Annotated in this window: 18 protein-coding genes; 11 read left to right on the top strand and 7 right to left on the bottom strand. The window is 68.4% G+C overall.

Annotated features, from left to right (window positions below):
- Positions 1–73: 73 nt before the first annotated feature.
- The 4 genes from nuoL to ABD292_RS17165 are packed head-to-tail and all read left to right on the top strand — an operon-like array spanning position 74 to position 6,079.
- Positions 74–1,930 carry an NADH-quinone oxidoreductase subunit L gene (nuoL, locus tag ABD292_RS17180; RefSeq protein WP_344209082.1) on the top strand — a complete coding sequence of 619 codons (1,857 nt, stop codon included), beginning with the start codon at positions 74–76 and terminating at the stop codon, positions 1,928–1,930.
- Positions 1,930–3,489, top strand: a complete 1,560-nt coding sequence (locus ABD292_RS17175; RefSeq protein ID WP_344208262.1) for an NADH-quinone oxidoreductase subunit M — start codon at positions 1,930–1,932, stop codon at positions 3,487–3,489. The genes nuoL and ABD292_RS17175 overlap by 1 nt, the downstream gene beginning before the upstream one ends.
- Positions 3,486–5,078, top strand: coding sequence for an NADH-quinone oxidoreductase subunit NuoN (nuoN, locus tag ABD292_RS17170; protein ID WP_344208261.1), 1,593 nt, complete (start codon positions 3,486–3,488; stop codon positions 5,076–5,078). The genes ABD292_RS17175 and nuoN overlap by 4 nt, the downstream gene beginning before the upstream one ends.
- An 11-nt stretch (positions 5,079–5,089) precedes the next feature.
- On the top strand, positions 5,090–6,079 hold the full coding sequence (locus tag ABD292_RS17165; protein ID WP_344208260.1) for a polyprenyl synthetase family protein: 990 nt from the start codon (positions 5,090–5,092) through the stop codon (positions 6,077–6,079).
- On the opposite strand, the gene rarD is transcribed toward ABD292_RS17165, so the two are convergent.
- On the bottom strand, positions 6,041–6,979 hold the full coding sequence (rarD, locus tag ABD292_RS17160; RefSeq protein WP_344208259.1) for an EamA family transporter RarD: 939 nt from the start codon (positions 6,977–6,979) through the stop codon (positions 6,041–6,043). The two genes, ABD292_RS17165 and rarD, sit on opposite strands and share 39 nt — an antisense overlap.
- Before the next feature lie 157 nt (positions 6,980–7,136).
- On the opposite strand from rarD, the gene msrA reads away from it, so the two are divergent.
- The 6 genes from msrA (at position 7,137) to ABD292_RS17130 (ending at position 11,064) form a co-directional block, all read left to right on the top strand.
- A complete protein-coding gene (gene msrA / locus ABD292_RS17155; RefSeq protein ID WP_344208258.1) occupies positions 7,137–7,799 on the top strand; it encodes a peptide-methionine (S)-S-oxide reductase MsrA in 663 nt (220 codons plus the stop codon).
- 56 nt (positions 7,800–7,855) lie between these two features.
- Positions 7,856–8,164, top strand: a complete 309-nt coding sequence (locus ABD292_RS17150; RefSeq protein WP_344208257.1) for a type II toxin-antitoxin system prevent-host-death family antitoxin — start codon at positions 7,856–7,858, stop codon at positions 8,162–8,164.
- A gap of 3 nt (positions 8,165–8,167) precedes the next feature.
- Positions 8,168–8,686: a type II toxin-antitoxin system RelE family toxin gene (locus ABD292_RS17145; protein WP_344208256.1), complete on the top strand. Its 519-nt coding sequence runs from the start codon at positions 8,168–8,170 to the stop codon at positions 8,684–8,686.
- A 247-nt stretch (positions 8,687–8,933) separates the two neighbouring features.
- Positions 8,934–9,530 (top strand): hypothetical protein, encoded by a 597-nt coding sequence (locus ABD292_RS17140; protein ID WP_344208255.1) that lies wholly within the window; start codon positions 8,934–8,936, stop codon positions 9,528–9,530.
- On the top strand, positions 9,527–9,991 hold the full coding sequence (locus ABD292_RS17135; RefSeq protein ID WP_344208254.1) for a HEPN domain-containing protein: 465 nt from the start codon (positions 9,527–9,529) through the stop codon (positions 9,989–9,991). The genes ABD292_RS17140 and ABD292_RS17135 overlap by 4 nt, the downstream gene beginning before the upstream one ends.
- A 671-nt stretch (positions 9,992–10,662) precedes the next feature.
- Positions 10,663–11,064, top strand: coding sequence for a DUF3592 domain-containing protein (locus ABD292_RS17130; protein ID WP_344208253.1), 402 nt, complete (start codon positions 10,663–10,665; stop codon positions 11,062–11,064).
- Between the two features lie 26 nt (positions 11,065–11,090).
- On the opposite strand, the gene ABD292_RS17125 is transcribed toward ABD292_RS17130, so the two are convergent.
- Positions 11,091–11,744, bottom strand: coding sequence for a response regulator (locus tag ABD292_RS17125; RefSeq protein WP_344208252.1), 654 nt, complete (start codon positions 11,742–11,744; stop codon positions 11,091–11,093).
- The gene (locus tag ABD292_RS17120) at positions 11,722–12,873 is read right to left on the bottom strand and encodes a sensor histidine kinase (protein ID WP_344208251.1); all 1,152 of its coding nucleotides are present in this window, start codon (positions 12,871–12,873) and stop codon (positions 11,722–11,724) included. Before ABD292_RS17120 ends, ABD292_RS17125 begins: the two co-directional genes overlap by 23 nt.
- A 165-nt stretch (positions 12,874–13,038) precedes the next feature.
- On the opposite strand from ABD292_RS17120, the gene ABD292_RS17115 reads away from it, so the two are divergent.
- A complete protein-coding gene (locus ABD292_RS17115; RefSeq protein ID WP_344208250.1) occupies positions 13,039–14,883 on the top strand; it encodes a serine hydrolase domain-containing protein in 1,845 nt (614 codons plus the stop codon).
- A 4-nt stretch (positions 14,884–14,887) separates the two neighbouring features.
- On the opposite strand, the gene ABD292_RS17110 is transcribed toward ABD292_RS17115, so the two are convergent.
- From ABD292_RS17110 to ABD292_RS17095, 4 genes are all read right to left on the bottom strand, one after another.
- On the bottom strand, positions 14,888–15,040 hold the full coding sequence (locus ABD292_RS17110; protein WP_344208248.1) for a hypothetical protein: 153 nt from the start codon (positions 15,038–15,040) through the stop codon (positions 14,888–14,890).
- Positions 15,037–15,483, bottom strand: a complete 447-nt coding sequence (locus ABD292_RS17105; protein ID WP_344208246.1) for an SRPBCC family protein — start codon at positions 15,481–15,483, stop codon at positions 15,037–15,039. The genes ABD292_RS17110 and ABD292_RS17105 overlap by 4 nt, the downstream gene beginning before the upstream one ends.
- Before the next feature lie 41 nt (positions 15,484–15,524).
- Positions 15,525–15,929 carry a DUF6069 family protein gene (locus ABD292_RS17100; protein WP_344208244.1) on the bottom strand — a complete coding sequence of 135 codons (405 nt, stop codon included), beginning with the start codon at positions 15,927–15,929 and terminating at the stop codon, positions 15,525–15,527.
- 294 nt (positions 15,930–16,223) lie between these two features.
- Positions 16,224–17,534, bottom strand: a complete 1,311-nt coding sequence (locus ABD292_RS17095; protein WP_344208242.1) for an FAD-dependent monooxygenase — start codon at positions 17,532–17,534, stop codon at positions 16,224–16,226.
- Positions 17,535–17,586 lie beyond the last annotated feature (52 nt).

Here is a 17,586-nt window from a genome sequence, read left to right as displayed (position 1 = left end):
GAGGTGACTGGTGGAGTCTGAAATCGCTCAGATCACCCAGCACACCGGCGGCGTGATCGGCAACGCCTGGCTGATGATCGCCTTCCCGCTGGTCGGGGCGTTCATCCTGCTGGCGTTCAACAAGCTCACCAACCGCTGGGGCCATCTGCTGGGCGTGGCCATGTCCCTCGCCTCGTTCGTCGTGGCGGTGCTGGCGTTCTTCGAGCTGATCGGGTTCGGTGCGAGCGAGCGGCGCCGGGCGGTCGAGCTGTACGAGTTCATCCCCAACCTCGACCTGAAGATGGGGCTGCTGATCGACCCGCTGTCGATCAGCTTCGCGCTGCTGATCACCGGTGTGGGCTCGCTGATCCACATCTACTCGATCGGCTACATGGCGCACGACGAGCACCGGCGCAGGTTCTTCGCCTACCTCAACCTGTTCGTCTCGGCGATGCTCCTGCTGGTGCTGGCCGACAACTACGTCGGGCTGTTCATCGGCTGGGAGGGCGTCGGCCTGGCGTCCTACCTGCTCATCGGCTTCTGGCAGTTCAAGCCGTCGGCGGCGGTCGCGGCGAAGAAGGCGTTCGTCGTCAACCGCGTCGGTGACTTCGGCCTGCTGGTCGGCATGTTCGTCATCTGGACGACGTTCGGCACGCTCGCCTTCAAGGACCTCGGCGCCAAGATCGGCGAGACCGGCGCCTCCGACGGCGTCATGCTCGCCATCGGCCTGCTGCTGCTCCTCGGCGCGTGCGGCAAGTCCGCCCAGCTCCCGCTGCAGTCCTGGCTCCTCGACGCGATGGAGGGCCCGACCCCGGTCTCGGCCCTCATCCACGCCGCGACCATGGTCACCGCGGGCGTCTACCTGGTGGTCCGCTCCGGCGCGTTCTTCTTCCCCGAGGGCTCGGGGGCGGCGCTGGCCGTCACCATCGTCGGCGCGGCCACGCTGCTCGCCGGCGCCATCATCGGTTGCGCGAAGGACGACATCAAGAAGGGCCTGGCCGGCTCGACCATGTCGCAGATCGGCTACATGATGCTCGGCGCGGGCCTCGGCCCGGCGGGCTACGCCTTCGCCATCGGCCACCTCATCACGCACGGCTTCTTCAAGGCCGACCTCTTCCTCGGCGCCGGCTCGGTCATGCACGGCATGAACGACGAGGTGAACATGCGGAAGTACGGCGGGCTGCGGAAGTTCATGCCGATCACGTTCATCACGTTCTTCATCGGCTACCTCGCGATCATCGGCTTCCCGCTGCTGTCCGGCTACTTCACCAAGGACGGCATCATCGAGACCGCGGTGCACCACTCGCCGGTCCTCGGCTGGCTGGCCGTGCTCGGCGCGGGCATCACCGGCTTCTACATGTCCCGGATGGTCTTCATGACCTTCTTCGGGCAGAAGCGGTGGGCGGACGACGCCCACCCGCACGAGTCGCCGCTCGTCATGACGGTGCCGCTCATGGTGCTGTCGCTGGGCGCACTGGGCCTCGGTGCGTGGCTGGTGCTGGGCGGGACGCTGTACAACTTCCTGATCCCGGCAGTGGGCGGCTCGACGGCCGACGCGCCGCACTTCAACCCGTTCACCACCCCGGGTCTGGTCACGCTCGCGCTCGTCGCGGTCGGCGCGGTCTTCGCCTGGATGCGCTACGGCCGGGCCGAGGTGCCCGCCGTGCAGCCGCGCGGCTCGTTCCTCACCACGTTCGCCCGCCGTGACCTCTACGGCGACGCGCTCAACGAGTCGCTGTTCATGCGCCCCGGCCAGTGGCTGACCCGCCTCGCGGTGTTCTTCGACAACCGCGGCATCGACGGCCTGGTCAACGGCCTGGCCGCCGGCATCGGCGGCAGTTCGGGCCGCCTCCGGCGGATCCAGACGGGCTTCGCCAGGACGTACGCGTTGTCCATCTTCATCGGTGCCGCCCTGCTGACCGGCGCCCTGCTCCTCGTTGGGACCATCTGATGTCACCCTGGCTTCCGATACTCATGGCGGTGCCCGTGGTGGGCGCCATCGTGGTGGCCCTGCTTCCCAAGGGCAGCGACAAGCTGGCCAAGCAGGTCACGCTGCTGGTCTCGCTTGCGGTGCTGGTGCTCACGGGCGTCATGGCGGCCGGGTTCGACCCCGACGGCGACCGCTTCCAGTTCACCGCCGCCTACAACTGGATCCCGAGCTTCGGCGTGAAGTTCGGGGTCGGCGTCGACGGCGTGGCACTCGTGCTCATCGCGCTGTCGGCGGTGCTGGTGCCGATCGTGGTGCTGGCCTCCTGGCACGACGCCGACGGCGTGAAGACCGCCGACGGCACGCTCGTCACGCCCAAGCGGTCGGTGAAGACGTACTTCTCGCTGCTGCTGGTGCTGGAGACGATGATGATCGGCGTCTTCGCGGCGACCGACATCTTCCTCTTCTACGTGTTCTTCGAGGCCATGCTCATCCCGATGTACTTCATGATCGGGTCGTACGGCGGCGCCCAGCGGTCCTACGCGGCCGTGAAGTTCCTGCTGTACTCGCTCTTCGGCGGCCTGCTCATGCTGGTCGCGGTGATCGGGCTCTACGTCGTGGCCGGCAAGTCCACGTTCATGTTCCCGGAGCTCGTCGGGGCCATCCAGGACCCGACGATGCAGAAGTGGCTGTTCGGCGGCTTCTTCATCGCCTTCGCCATCAAGGCGCCGCTGTGGCCGGTGCACACCTGGCTGCCCGACGCGGCGGCCCAGGCCCCGGCCGGCGCCGCGGTGCTGCTGGTCGGCGTGCTGGACAAGGTCGGCACGTTCGGCATGCTGCGCTTCTGCCTGGAGCTGTTCCCCGACGCCGCCAAGGCGTTCACGATGCCGATCGTGGTGCTGGCGGTCATCAGCATCATCTACGGCGCGATCGTCGCCATCGGGCAGACCGACATGAAGCGCCTCATCGCGTACACGTCGATCTCGCACTTCGGCTTCATCGTGCTGGGCGTGTTCGCCATGTCGCTGACGGCGTCGTCCGGCGCCGCCCTCTACATGGTCAACCACGGCTTCGCCACCGGCGCGCTGTTCCTGGCGGCGGGCTTCCTCATCGCGCGCCGCGGCTCGCCGTTCATCAGCGACTACGGCGGCGTTCAGCGGGTGGCCCCGGTGCTGGCCGGCTTCTTCCTGGTCGCCGGTCTGGCCGGGCTCTCGCTGCCGGGCCTGTCGTCCTTTGTCAGCGAGTTCATGGTCATGATCGGGACGTACGAGAGCCAGGCCCACGGCTCCGGCGCCCTGAACGCCGCCGCGGTGATCTCGGCGGTCGCCGTCATCCTCGCCGCCGTCTACATCCTGTGGATGGTGCAGCGGACCATCAACGGTCCGACGGCCGAGCCGGTCAAGGCGTTCAAGGACCTCAACGCCCGCGAGATCTGGGTCCTGGCCCCGCTCGTCGCGCTGATCATCGGGTTCGGCTTCTTCCCGAAGCCGCTGCTCGACGTGATCAACCCGTCCGTGCACCAGACGCTGACCAACGTGCAGGTGCCGGTCTCCACCATCGCTGAGAAGGGGACAGGTCAGTGAACCCCGCCATTGACGCACCCACGATCGAGTACGGCACCCTGGCGCCGCTGCTGATCGTGTTCGGCGCGGCCATCATCGGCGTGCTCGTCGAGGCGTTCGCGCCGCGCTACCTGCGCAAGTCCATCCACGTGCCGCTCACCCTGCTGAGCCTGGCCGGCGCGTTCGCGCTGGTGCTGGTGCAGGTGCTGCGCGGCCAGGTGTCCACCGCCCCCTCCGCCATGGGGGCGCTGGCCGTGGACGGCCCGTCGCTGTTCCTCTGGGGCGTCATCCTCGTCCTGTCGTTCGTGTGCGTGCTGCTCATCAACGACGAGGGACACTTCGTCGCCTCGGCGGCGAGCGTGCCGGGCAGCTCCGACGAGGAGGCGGCCGAGTCCGTCGACAACGGCTCCGGCCACACCGAGGTCTACCCGCTGGTGCTGTTCGCGGTCGGCGGCATGCTGCTGTTCCCGGCCGCGCACGACCTGCTGATGATGTTCGTGGCCCTTGAGGTCATGTCGCTGCCGCTCTACCTGCTGTGCGGCCTGGCCCGCCGGCGCCGCCTGCTGTCGCAGGAGGCGTCGATGAAGTACTTCCTGCTCGGCGCGTTCTCCTCGGCGTTCTTCCTGTACGGCACCGCCATGATCTACGGGTTCGCGGGCACCGTCTCGCTGCCCGGCATCAACCAGGCGCTGTCGGCCGGGACCGGGCTGGACCCGCTGCTGCTGATCGGGCTCTCCATGCTCGGCGTGGGCCTGCTCTTCAAGATCGGCGCGGCGCCGTTCCAGGCCTGGAAGCCGGACGTCTACCAGGGCGCCCCGACCCCGATCACCGCCCTCATGGCCTCCGGCACGCTGATCGCGGCCGTGGGCGCGGTGCTGCGGGTGTTCTGGGTCGGCCTCGGCAACCTCGACTGGGACTGGCGTCCGGTCATCTGGGTCATCGCGGCGCTGACCATGATCGTCGGCTCCGTGCTGGCGATCACGCAGACCGAGATCAAGCGGATGCTGGCGTACTCGTCGGTCGCGCACGCGGGCTTCCTGCTCGTCGGCGTGATGGCGACCTTCGGCACCGCCGAGCAGAACGCGGTCTCCCTCAAGGCGATCCTGTTCTACCTCGCGGTCTACGGCGTCACCACGGTCGGCGCGTTCGCGGTCGTCACGCTGATCCGCGACCCGGGCGGCGAGGCCGGTCACCTGTCGCGCTGGGCCGGTCTCGGCAAGCGCGCCCCGGTGCTCGCCGGCACGTTCGCCTTCTTCCTGCTGGCCTTCGCGGGCATCCCGCTGACCAGCGGATTCTTCGGCAAGTACGCCGTGTTCGCGGCCGCCCTCGACAGTGGCACGCAGCCCGGCGACCCGATCGGCGGCTGGATGGCCGGCCTGGTCGTGGTGGGCGTGATCGCCTCCGCGGTGGCCGCGTTCTTCTACGTCCGCGTGATCGTGCTGATGTTCTTCAGCGAGCCCGCCGCCGACGGCCCGGCGATCGCCGTGCCCAGTACGGGGACCGTGGCGGTCATCGCGGTTTCGCTGCTGGTTACCGTAGGAGTGGGGCTCTACCCGGAGTCCGTGCTCGGTATCGCCAACGACGCTGCTAGCAGCCTGTTCATTAGATAAGGGGAATCTCTATGTCTGCGCCACCCGTGGTTGACCTTCCCATTGAGGACGAGCGGTTGGCGCAGGACGTGGCCAACGGACTGGCCGCGGTCGAGAAGCTCCTGCGCTCGTCGGTGGAGAGCGAGGACGCCTTCGTCACGGAGGCGTCCAAGCACCTCATCGAGGCGGGCGGCAAGCGGTTCCGCACGCTGATGGTGTTGCTGGCCGCCCAGTTCGGCGATCCGTCCGCGCCGGGTGTCGTGCCCGGCGCGGTGGTCATCGAGCTGACCCACCTCGGCTCGCTCTACCACGACGACGTCATGGACGAGGCCCCGGTGCGCCGGGGCTCGCCGTCCGCGAACGCCCGGTGGGACAACACCGTGGCCATCCTGACCGGCGACTACCTTTTCGCCCAGGCCAGCGACCTGCTCGCGGACCTCGGCCCCGAGCTGATCCGCATCCAGGCCCAGACGTTCTCCCGCCTCGTACGCGGCCAGATCCGCGAGACCGTGGGCCCGCGCGACGGCGAGGACCCGATCGCGCACTACCTCAACGTGCTGGCCGACAAGACCGGCTCCCTCATCGCCGCCTCCGGCCGGTTCGGCGCGCTGCTGTCCGGCGCCCCCGCGGACGTGGAGGAGCGCCTGAGCCGCGCCTGCGAGGCGATCGGCGTGGCCTGGCAGCTCGGCGACGACCTGCTCGACGTGGCCTCCTCCGGCGCGCAGTCGGGCAAGACGCCGGGCACCGACCTGCGCGAGGGCATCAGGACCCTGCCCGTCCTCTACGCGCTGGCCGCCGGCGACTCCCCGCGCCTGACCGCGCTGCTGTCGGGCCCCGTGGCCGAGGAGGACGTCGAGGAGGCTCTGGAGCTGCTGCGCGCCGACCCCGCCATGGCGCGGTCGCGGGCCGAGCTGGAGGCGTGGGTGGACCGGGCGCGGGACGACATCTCCGGTCTGCCGGACATCCCGGCCCGCGAGGCGTTCCTAGCTCTGTGCGACTACGTGGTCCGGCGTTCCGGCTGAGGCCGCGTTCCTGCGTACCCGGGCGGTCTGGCGGGCCGTCCTGAGGCTGTCGTACGTGAAGATCGCCAGGGCCAGCCACACGATCGAGAACCCGATCCATCGGCTGGACGGCATGACCTCCTTGGCGATCAGCACCCCGCACGCGAACTGCAGGATCGGCGCGATGTACTGCAGCAGCCCGATCGTGCTGAGCGGCACCCTGATCGCCGCCACGCCGAAGCAGAGCAGCGGCACCGCCGTGATGAGCCCGGCGCCGACCAGCAGCGCCGCGTGCCCCCACCCCTGACCGGGGAACGTCGACTCCCCGCTCGCCTGGAGGAAGACCAGGTAGCCGAGCGCGGGCAGCAGCAGCACCAGCGTCTCGATCGCCAGGCTCTCGGTCGCCTCGACGTTCGCCTTCTTCTTCACCAGCCCGTAGATGCCGAAGCTGACGGCCAGCACCAGCGCCACCCACGGCAGCCGGCCGTAGTCGAAGGTCAGCACCACCACCGCCAGCGCCCCGAACCCGACCGCCGTCCACTGCAGCGGACGCAGCCGCTCGCGCAGCAGCACCACCCCGAACAGCACGCTGACCAGGGGGTTGATGAAGTAGCCGAGCGCGGTCTCCACGACGTGGCCGCTGTTGACGGCGTAGATGTAGGTGCCCCAGTTGATCGTGACCGTGATGGCGGCCAGCGTGAGCAGGGCGAGCTTGCGCGGCTGCCTGGCCAGCTCCTTGAACCAGGACCAGTGGCGGCGGACGGCGAGCACCGCGAGCACGGACACGAGTGACCACACCATCCGGTGGGCGAGGATCTCCACGGCGCCGGAGGGCTTGAGGAGAGGCCAGTAGAGGGGGAAGAGGCCCCACATGGTGTAGGCGGCGATCCCGAACAGCACACCGCGCCGAGAGTCAGGCATGAATCCCATCTTCGCCGCTTACCACCCTTAACCACAAATTTCACCCTCTAAGCGGAAATGTGTAGATCTCCTAAAGCGTTGCGAGAGGTGAAGCCCACCGGGTCCGCCGCGGCGGCCCAGGTAGGCTGACCCGAGAAGGCGAGCTGGAGGTAGTGCTATGGGCTGGCTGTTCGGCGGCAACAAGACATCGATGGTCCGGCCGGAGGACGCCCTGCCGGGCCGCCCGGAGCGGATGCCCGTGGCGCCGCGCCACGCGGTCCTGGACGCTCCGCTGGCCCCGCCGTACCCCGAGGAGCTGGAGGTGGCCGACTTCGGCCTGGGCTGCTTCTGGGGCGCCGAGCGCAAGTTCTGGCAGACCCCGGGCGTCGTCACCACGGCCGTCGGCTACCAGGGCGGCTACACCCCCAACCCGACGTACGAGGAGGTCTGCTCCGGCCTCACCGGCCACACCGAGGCCGTCCGCGTGGTCTTCGACCCCGCCCGGATCTCGTACGAGGAGCTCCTCAAGGTCTTCTGGGAGGCCCACGACCCCACGCAGGGCATGCGCCAGGGCAACGACGTCGGCACCCAGTACCGCTCGGCCATCTACTACCACTCGCCGGAGCAGCGCAAGGCGGCGGAGGCTTCGCGGGAGGCGTACCAGGGGGTGCTGAGGGAGGCCGGCTACGGCGACATCACCACCGAACTGGCCGAGGCCGGGCCGTTCTACTACGCGGAGGATTATCACCAGCAGTACCTGTACAAAGTGCCTAATGGGTACTGCGGGATCGGCGGCACGGGCGTGGCCTGCCCGGTCGGCCTGACCTCCGGCGAGGCATGAACCGATGCTCCGCCGAGACCGCTGCGGTTCTGAACAGAAACCTGTACAGTTGATGCATGACTGTTCTGCACGACGCCACTGAACTGAGCGTCACAGAGGCGGCCCAGCGGGGCGTTGCCCGCCTGGTGGCTGATGCGGAACAGGGGACCGATCTGGTGGTCACCCGTCGGCATCAGCCAGTGGCGGCGGTGGTGAGCATTCGCCGGCTCAATGAGTTGGAGGAGGCGGCGGCTGATCTTCGTGATCTGGCGCTGGTGCTTGCTCGGTCGGTCACGGATACGGGAGAGCGGGTCTCGTTCGACGAGGTGCTTGCCGCTTTCGGGCATACTCGAGAGTCGCTGTCCGCCCTCCCGGACGATGAGTGAACCGTGTCGGACGTCGTCTTCACGGCGCCGGCAGTCGACGACCTCCGGCGCATTGGCCCGGACGCGGTACCCAAAGTGCTCAAGAAGATCCTCCTCCTGGTGGACAATCCTGAAGCTGGTTACCCACTCGGCGGGGAGCTGACCAGCTTCCGGAAACTGGTTGTCGGTCGCAACACCTGGCGTGTCGTCTATCGCGTCACTGAGGACAAGTCAGTGGAGATCTGCGAGGTGTGGGCTGTCGGTGAGCGTGCCGACGCGGAGGTGTACGCGGAGGCGACGGCGAGGGTCCGCGAGGTGGGTGCAGGCCGTCCCGAGATCATCCAGCTCGGTCAGGTGATCGAACGCCTTGGCAGGCTGGCCGATCACATGAGGGTGGAGAACGCACCTCCTAGAGAACCGGTTCCGGATTGGCTCGCGGACCGGTTGATCTTCACGGCCGGGATGGCGCGTGAGGCCGTTGCCGCTCTTGACCTTCAAGAGGCGGTCGACAGGTGGGCTGAGTACCGGTCCAAGGCTCATTAGGTCGTGCATCTGTTGCCTGAAGCGAAGCGCTACCGCCAGCAGTACCTGTACAAAGTGCCCAATGGGTACTGCGGGATCGGGGGCACCAACGTCAAGCTGGGTGACCCGTCCACGGATGTCTGCCAGATGGAGTTTGGAACCCGCATCTGAACTCCGCTGAGACCGTTCGCGCGGCACGCGGACGCGGATGTCGATTCCGGCGCGCGGACGCTGGGACTTGCGTAAGCTGCAAGCTATGTTTCAGGTTATGAAACAGCCGCCATCCGTCTTGCTTCCGCTGCTGCGCTCTCCATTTCAGGGGGAGCTCCTGGCCTGGCTCTTTCTGCACCCAGGTGAGGAGTACCCCCTAATTGAGCTGGCGAAGAGGTTCGGCGTCTCGGCCCCTACGGTGACTCGCGAAGTCGATCGTCTCGCTGCTGCGGGTTTGCTCATCGAGCGCAGGATCGGCAACCTGCGGATGGTCCAGGCGGACACCGACGTGGTCGTGGCCCGCCCGCTGACCGAGCTGCTCGCCTTGACGTATGGCCCGGTGGCGGTGCTCGGTGAGCGGCTCTCCGAAATCGCTGCTGTTGAGGAGGCGTACATCTACGGCTCCTGGGCCGCGCGCTACTCGGGCGAGCCGGGAAGAGTACCGAAGGATGTGGACGTCCTGGTTGTCGGAGCCGCCGATGAGGACGATCTTTACGAGGCCGCCAGGGCCGCGGAGCGGCAACTCGGCAGAGAGGTGAACATACGTCGGCTCAGCCGCGACGACTGGGAGGCATCTGCCGGCGACCCCTTCCTGGAAACGGTCAGATCTCGGCCGCTTGTCCGACTCAAGATTGAGAAGAGGGAGAGCCGGTGAGATGGGAGCAGGGGCGCGCTGCCCTTGAAGGCATGCTCGGCCGTGGTGAGATCGAAAAAGTGGCGGCGAGCCGCGCACAGGCGGAGGAACTGCTGACTCAGGCCCGCAAACACATGGCGACGGCTCGCCTTGCAATGGAATCGGATCCGATCGGCGCCTACCAACTGCTCTACGACGCGGCTCGCAAGGCTCTGTGCGCGGTGCTGGAGAACCAAGGTCTTCGGGCCAGTAGCCGAGGCGGGCACATCGCCGTGTATGAGGCGGTCAGTGCACAGCTTGATCCACCGCTGGGGCAGAGTCTGCGGTCTTTCGACCGGATGCGGCGGCGACGGAACGAAGCAGAGTACCCGCGCCTGGGCTCCCCCCGTTTCAGTGCCGATGACGTCAGAGCCGACTTGACCAAGGTCGAGGTGATCGTGGAGATCTCGACGAAGGTGATCGATCAGATGCAGCCTTTCTGACGGCGGTTTCTCGCTACACCAGCAAAGCGCTGCCGTCGGCCATGGCTCTGAGGCAGGAACGGGTACTGCGGGATCGGGGGCACCGACGGCAAACTAGGTGACCCATTCGAGTGGGGCGCCTGCCAGACGGGCCTGATCCCGGCCGAGGAGTAGCTCCGCATCTTTCGCTGTACGGCTCGTGCCCAGCCATGGGGACGAGCCGTCCCGCTGCCCGGACTTCATTCGGTTCCTACAGTCCGGCGGCGGATCAGCCGGTGGTCCAGATGCCTGCCGTCGGACAGTTCCACATCCGCCACCCGGATGTCGAGCCACGGGCCGGTGCAGAGGCGTAGACCTCTGTACGGCGAGCCACTCGGCGAAGGCGGCGCGCGTCCCGCCGCCGCGAAGCGGTCGTGCATCCTGCAGCAAGATCCAAGCCGTTTGCAATCGTGGCCCGGAATCCTACTGCCGTGAAACACACCGGGCCGTCACGGAGAAGCGTGATGCGCCGGGACATGAGAGCACCGGTGCGGTCCATGCCGGGGAATCGCAAGGACCACAAGGCGTCCGGCAAGCTGCCGCGATCCCATCGCTCCTTCTGATGACTTCCGGTGACGCTGTCACCGGCAGGTGATCGACCGGGTCGGGCTTCGGCGGTGCAGGCCCTCGAACGAGATGGGGAGGCAGTGGACATGAGCATCGTGCCATTGTTCGGAATCGTGTTCGGAGCGGTGTTCATCGGGACGAGCGTCCGTGTCATCACCGTTGGGCAGTGGCTGCGGCGGCACGGGACGCGGGTGCCGGGCGTCGTCGTGAGACTGCGCCGGTCCGGCGGCCACCGCGTGTACTACCCCACACTGCGGTTCCGGACGTTGCAGGGCTTCGTGGTGGAGACCGAGTCGGACCTGGGCTTCAACCCGTCGCCGGTTCGCGTGGGCCAGCAAGTCATGGTGGTCTACGACCCTGAGCGACCCCAGCGTGTCCGTCTGGACGGGGCGGTCGGCAGTGGCGTGCTTCACAGCGTGCTGTTCCTGATCGTTGGAGCGGTCGTCCTGGTGGTCTCCCTTGTCTTCACGGCCAGTTCCTGGTTGTGAGGACGGCTACTGCGGCATCGGAGTGGTCAGTCGACCAGGCCGGCGCGGTAGGCGGCGATGGCCACTTGTACGCGGTTCGTGACGGCGAGCTTGACGAACAGGTGGGAGATGTGGCTCTTGACCGTGGCCTCGCTCATGTTCAGGCGGGCTGCGATCTCGGTGTTGGAGTGGCCGAGCCCGACCTCGACGAGCACCTCGCGCTCGCGTCCGGTCAGGGTCTCCAGCCGGGCGAGCGCGTCACGGCGGCGCCGGATGGGTTGGTCGGTGGTGAGCCGGTGGATCAGCCGCCGAGTGATCCGCGGGGACAGCATCGAGTCGCCGCCGTGCGCGAGACGGATGGCCTGGATCAGGTCGTGCGGCGAGGTGTCCTTGAGCAGGAACCCGCAGGCTCCCGCCTCCAGGGCGGTGAAGACGTGCTCGTCGCTGTCTAACGTGGAGAGGATGATCACCGCGGGTGTCCGGGCGAGCCGGCGGATGGCCCCGGTGGCGGCGAGGCCGTCGTACCGGGGCATCCTGACGTCCATCAGGACGACGTCGGGCCCCAGGCGGCGGACCGCGTCGACGGCCTGGTTGCCGTCCTCGGCCTCGCCCACGACCTCCACGTCGGGTGCGGACTCGATGATGAACCGCAGTCCCGCGCGGATCAGCGGCTCATCGTCAACCAGCAGTGTCCTGATCATGTGATTCCCTCGGGAATGCGTCCGTGGCGTGCCACGGCAGCCGGCCCTCCAGACGCCAGCCTCCCGCATCGTCCGGCCCGCCGCGCACCGTTCCGCCGATCAGCCGGAAGCGCTCCGCCAGGCCCACCAGGCCGACCCCGGCGCCGGTCTCCAGACTCGGCTGGAGCGATGGTCCGTTGGTGACCGTGATCGTGACGCCGTCTTCCCTGCTCCCGGTCGCCGTGACCGTGACCGGGGCCCCGTGGGCGTGCTTGTGCGCATTGGTCAGGCCCTCCTGGACGAGGCGATGCGCGGCTCTGGCCGTTTCCGATGGCCACGTGCCGATGTCGCCGTGCAGGGTGACGGTCCCGCCGGCCGATCGCCAGGAGTCCACCAGCCGCCGCAGGTCGGGGAAGCCGTCGTCGTCATCGTCGGGCCCGGCGCGCAGCACGCCAAGGATCTTGCGCAGCTCTTCGAGGGCCTCCTGCGCGCTGACCCTGATCAGCGCCGCCTCCCGCTCGATGCGCTCCGGCCCTGCGCTCGCGTTCACCTCGAGGCCGCCGGCATGCAGCGAGATGAGCGTGACCTTGTGCGCGAGCACGTCGTGCATCTCCCGGGCGATCCGGCCGCGCTCGGCGGACCTCGCCTGTTCGTTGCGCAGACGCTGCTCGGCCTCGGCGCGTTCGGCGCGCTCGCGCAGCGATCGGGTCAGCTCGCGGCGGGTGGTGGCGTACGCCCCTGCCGCCAGCGTGACCCCGGTCGCGGTCGCCGCCGAGATCAGCGCGTCCGTGCCCAACCGGCCGCCGTCCACCCACTGCTGGGCCAGGAACCCCGCCATGCCGATCGCCGCCAGCGCCGGGAAACGCCTGCCCGCGCCGGAGAACAGGCTGATCAGCAGCGGCCCCGGATTGCCCGACAGCACGTACGCGCCCGCCCCGGCGACGGCCACCGCCACCGGCCAGCGGCCCCGGAACCAGATCGCACCCGTGCCCGCCAGCCCGGCGACAGCGATGACGGGTCGCGGCAGCGGCGCCCACGGCGTCTTGACCGCCAGGACGGTGAGGAACAGGCAGAGCGCCACGGAGGCCGCGTTGATCGCGTGTGGCCCGAGCGCGGACATCCGCCGCAGCGCCGCGCGTAACGACAGCATCGGTCCAGCGTAGCCAGGGCGGCGGCGCACCACCTCATCCCGGCGTCGGCGCTGGACGCCGGGCGTCTCCGACTTTCGTCGGAGACGCCCATGGCCGCGATGGCGATGCGGCCGCGCCCTCGCCGGCCGCATCGTGGATGGCCCCGACAAGGTCAGGAGCCGCCCGTGTATGTCTTCCGTTCGATGCTCGTCGCGGTGTGCGCGGCGCTGATGATCCTCGTGCCGCGTCCCGCCGCGGCAGCTGCCGAGATTCCGGACGAACGCGCTCTGGCCGCCTTCTTCGACGCCGCGGTGGCGGACGGGCTGGCGGCCGACCACGTGCCGGGCGCGGTCGTCTCGGTGGTGGGCGGCGGGAAGCTGCTCTTCAGCAAGGGGTACGGGCTGGCCGACGTCGAGAACCGCAGGCCCTTCGACCCGGCCACCTCGATGGTCCGGATCGCCTCGATCACCAAGCTGTTCACCTGGACCGCGGTGATGCAGCAGGTTCAGCGGGGCAAGCTGGACCTGAAGGCGGACCTGAACCGCTACCTCACCGCGTTCCGGATCCCCGCGACCTACCCCCGGCCGATCACGCTGCAGGACCTGATGGACCACACGGCCGGGTTCGAGGACCGCACGATCGGCGTGGGGTCGCGGAGCAAGGACGACGTGCCGCCCTTGGCGGACTATCTCGCCGACAACATGCCCGCGCGGGTGCGTCCGCCCGGCGAGGTGTCGGCGTACTCGAACTATGGGGCGGCGCTGGCCGGACACATCGTGGCGCGGGTGAGCGGGCAGCCGTATGACGAGTACGTGCGCGACCACATCCTCGACCCGCTCGCGATGCGGCACAGCACGGCCGCCGAGCCGGTTCCCGCCCACTTGGCCGCGGATCTGGCGCGCAGCTACGACTACGAGGACGGGGCGTATCGGCGCAAGCCGTTCGTCTTCGACAACCTCGCCCCCGACGGGTCGATCAGTGCCACCGCGAACGACATGGCCCACTTCATGATCGCTCACCTGCTGGACGGACGCTTCGGCGACCGGCGCATCCTCGACGAGCCGACGGCCCGGCTCATGCACAGGCGGACGTTCGCTGCCGATCCGCGCATCGACGGGTACGCCCACGGGTTCAAGGAGCAGACACTCAACGGGCATCGCGTGCTCATGCACGACGGCGGCTGGGAGGGCTTCCAGAGCGCGTTGCTGCTGGTGCCCGACGCCGGCCTCGGCCTGTTCGTCTCCACGAACAGTCTCGGCGGGGCCGACGCCATGACCAAGATCATTACTGCCTTCTTCGACCGTTTCCTGCCTGGGGAGCGCGCCGTGCCCGACGGCGGTGCTCCCGTCGTGCCTGTCGAAGGCTTCTACAAGCTCACCAGGTCCGCGGAGTCCAGCATCGAGAAGGTGGTCGCCCTGACCAGTTCCACCCGGCTGCGGGTGGAAGGCGGGAAGCTCATCTTCGGAGGCTCGACGTGGAGCCCGCTGGGGCCTGGGCTCTATCAGCAGAACGGCGGCACGCAGCGGCTGGCGCTGATGACCGGCGGGAGCGGTGTCGCGTACGTGGCCACGGACGGCCCCGCCTACCAGCGCGTCCCCTGGTGGGACACCCCGCCGGTCAATGCCGTCATCGTCCTGCTGTTCGCCGTCACCGCACTGACCGCCGTGCTCGGCCTGCCGGTGGCCGCCGTGGTCCGTCCGGCCAGGAAGCGTTCCGTTTCGCGGGTCTGGCGCGCTGGGCGTGTTTTGACTGGGCTCGCCGCCGCGGCCGGGCTGGTGTTCGTGGTGCTGTTCACGCTGGTTCTGACCGGCGACACGAGCATCCTGTACGGCGTGCCGACCAACGTCCAGGTCCTCCTGGCGCTGCCGCTGCTGGTCCTCGCCCTCACCGTCGCCGCGGTCGCCATGACCGTGAGGGCTTGGCGGCGCGCGGGCGTCCTGGCCCGCGGCCATCAGGTGGTCGTACTGGCGGGGCTGCTGGCCCTCCTCTGGTTCTGCCAGCACTGGAACTTGCTCGGCTGGCACCTGTGATCACTCAACCGCCTGGGGCGGCGAGCTGCCCGGTCGTGCTGATCGCCGGCGCAGCCGGATCAGGCGCCCGGCAGCCCGCCGTGCAGATCGAGGGAGGCGCGATGCCTTCGAAGAGCAGCGTCAGCGACTCTCCGCTCTCCACGATCGCTGTCGTCACGTACGGCTGTTCTGCTGGCCGGCGTGCGCGGCGAGGTCGTCGGCCAACCGCTGTACGAGGCGCTGCAAGAAGCGCTGCGCGAACCAGCGCGACCACCACGACGTGGTGTACTGACCCTGCCAATGGATGAGAGTCCCACTGTCGGTGGGCTTCAGTTCGACCCGGGCCCGGTAGTCACGGATGATCGGCAGGAACTCTGCCTCGTAGGCGAACAAGGCCGGCTCCTGCAGTTCCGTGATCTGCTCCCGGCTGACGTTCTTGCCCTTGCGGAATGCGCGAACCGCTCCCACCTGATCACGGCCGGCCGGATCGAGGTCTGCCGAGCGCTCTCGATCCAGGTCGCCCAGTGACGACCACCTCGGCCACGACTCGGCATCGACAAGTAGCGCCCAAATCGCTTCCCGGGGCGCTACGGAGAAGGCAGAAACGGCGTAGTGAAGCATGGTGTCCTCTTGTTCATCACGTAGGTTGCGGGGAGCCGACGTCACCGGGTCTCGGGCAGGGGCAGGAAGCGCCGGAAGGTCGCAAGAGCGACGAAGAGGACTGCGAAATGCATGAGGCCCAAGGCGATGCCGCCGACCGAATCCAGGGACAGCGCGATCAGCACATCGGGGATCAGTGAGATGACCATGACCAGCGGCACCAGCCAGGACAGCATCCTGGCGGGGTCTTCGGCGAAGCGGCGCACGATCGTCCATCCCGTAGCACCCAGGATGACGCCGATCAGGGTCAACGAAAGGTAGGCAGGTGGGGTCAGACCTGGAACGACAGCAGAGTCCGCACCGAGAGCCTGCGCGGCGAGCGCGATCAGGGCGTTGAGTAGGCCGGCGCCGCCGGTGGCGGTCAGCACGGCAAAGCCGAATCCGCGGGCGATGGACTTGGTGATCACGAAGGTTCCTTCGGGTCAGCGGCTGACGGCCGCAACGGGTAGCGATCCGATGGGCCATCGCAGGGCCCGCCGACGAGTGACGGCTGTTCCCCGATCAGGAAGCCTCGGTCGCTGGCCGGACAACTGGCTGCTGACCGGACTTCTTCGCCGGCAAGGCGTCGTCGACGCCCACGGCCAGAACCCGCCCAGCCAGCACGCAGATGAAATGCGACTACTGCGATCAACGTGAGGATGCGGAACATCAGCCGTCGCCGTGGCTGCCTCTCCGGGACCGGCCTCCCGCAGTGGATGTCGTCACCGAGCCGTGCCGGACACGACCGGAGCCGGACGTTCAGACGACTCGGCGACGAGCCGCCGGTGAACGATCCTGCGGGCAACACCGAGGACGAGCGCGCGCAACGCCGCTGCCGGCTTGCTCGAAGGGACGAACCTCTGCTGCTTGATTTTCGCGGTGCGCTGCTGCTCGGTGATGAACGGACGAAGCCCGGTCTCCCACGCGTTCAGAGCGTCGTCGAGATCGTCGGGGTGCTCCTGCACGGCCTTGCCGAGAGCAGCGCCGCCACACAGCGAGGCCGAAGCGCCCATACCCGAGTAGGTGGTCAGGCACCACGCCGCGTCACCGAGCAGGACCACCCGGCCCGAACTCCACCGCGGCATCTTCACCTGGTGAACCGAGTCGAACAGGACGTCGGGGGCATCCTCCAGGGAGTCCAGGATGTGGCGCACCACCGGGTCGTCCATTCCCGAGTAGACCGACCGTAGCTGCTCGATCCGCGGCCCGCTGAACTGCTTCTGGATGTCATCGGTCCGGTACGTCAGCAGCGTCGTGGGCGCGTGATCAGCGAACCCGAACACCCACGCCGCGCGCCCGGCGCGCGGGACGACGACGGTGTCGGTCGGAGCGAACGAGGGCACGTGCTCCTTGAGTTGGAAGGCGCACACGATCGCGTTCCAATCCGTCAGGTAATCCTCGTCCGGGCCGAACACCATCCGGCGCACGGTCGAGCGCAGCCCGTCCGCTCCGACGACAAGATCGAACGTCTCGCGGTGCTGCGCGCCGGAACCGGCGTCTTCGAGCAGGACCTGTACTCCGTCGCCGCTCTGGATGATCTCGATCGGGGTGGTGGCGAACCGCACCTCGACCGGGTCCTCAACACCATCGTCGGTGATGCTCTGCCACAGCGCGGCCTCGATGTCGCCACGTAACACCGCCGCCGGACCAGGCTGGTCCAGGAACCCCAGTTCCGGCTTCGGATTGCCGCGACGATCCAGCGCCCAAGTGTTCCCGCCCTCCTTCCATGCCGGGTTGCGGGTGTGCAGGTGGTCGGCGATGCCCAGGTCGGCAGCGGCCTGTCGGCCCTCCGGGAACAGGAAGATGAAGTAGCCCCCAGTTCGACGCTCGGCGGCCCGCTCGATGATCACGGGCGTCCATCCCGCTCGGCGCAGCCCGATCGCCGCGGACATTCCCGCGATTCCCAGACCGACGACCAACGCACGCTTCTGCATGGTGTTCCCCTCTTCCTGATCTGGCTGGTTGTTCCGATGACGGAGGCGAGGCTCATAACGCTTGGCAGGCAGCCGCTCCGTCACCTCCGGGAGCCGCATGGCCGCAGTTCCTTAACTAAGTTCAACTCGCCTGGAGCAAGCGTGCCTGAAC

The sequence above is a fragment of the Nonomuraea bangladeshensis genome, assembly GCF_039529455.1.
GTDB classification, from domain to species: Bacteria; Actinomycetota; Actinomycetes; order Streptosporangiales; family Streptosporangiaceae; genus Nonomuraea; species Nonomuraea bangladeshensis.
This window is presented reverse-complemented; position numbering and strand designations above follow the sequence as displayed.